We start from the raw sequence: 287 nt of genomic DNA on the forward strand, positions 1-287 counted from the left end.
CGAGTAGTTAGATCTGTATTTAGTACTTGTATTCGGTCATCTATCATAAGTAAATCCAGAAATGAATTTCCTTTTGGATAAGACGGCGTACTTGTGGCGTACAATTCAATTTTACGCTCTATAGTATTCATTTGCCACCAATCGTATAAAACATTGCCTCTTGTGTTCGAATTCAAATTGCCCCAAGCACTATGCTTGGCGTTGAAATCACCTGCCAATAGAAAATAATTGTTTTCCGAATCTAATTTCAGATGTCGGAAAAGCGTATCAATTTCATTGATAAATTG

General features: G+C 35.5%; 1 protein-coding gene. It reads right to left on the bottom strand.

The window, feature by feature from the left end; all coding sequences use genetic code 11:
* Positions 1-218: hypothetical protein (locus tag IU476_RS35765; RefSeq protein WP_228824861.1), on the bottom strand; the 218-nt coding region annotated here is incomplete at its 3' end.
* Positions 219-287: the final 69 nt, after the last annotated feature.

It is taken from the genome of Nocardia blacklockiae (genome assembly GCF_015477355.1).
Classification (GTDB): Bacteria; Actinomycetota; Actinomycetes; order Mycobacteriales; family Mycobacteriaceae; genus Nocardia; species Nocardia blacklockiae.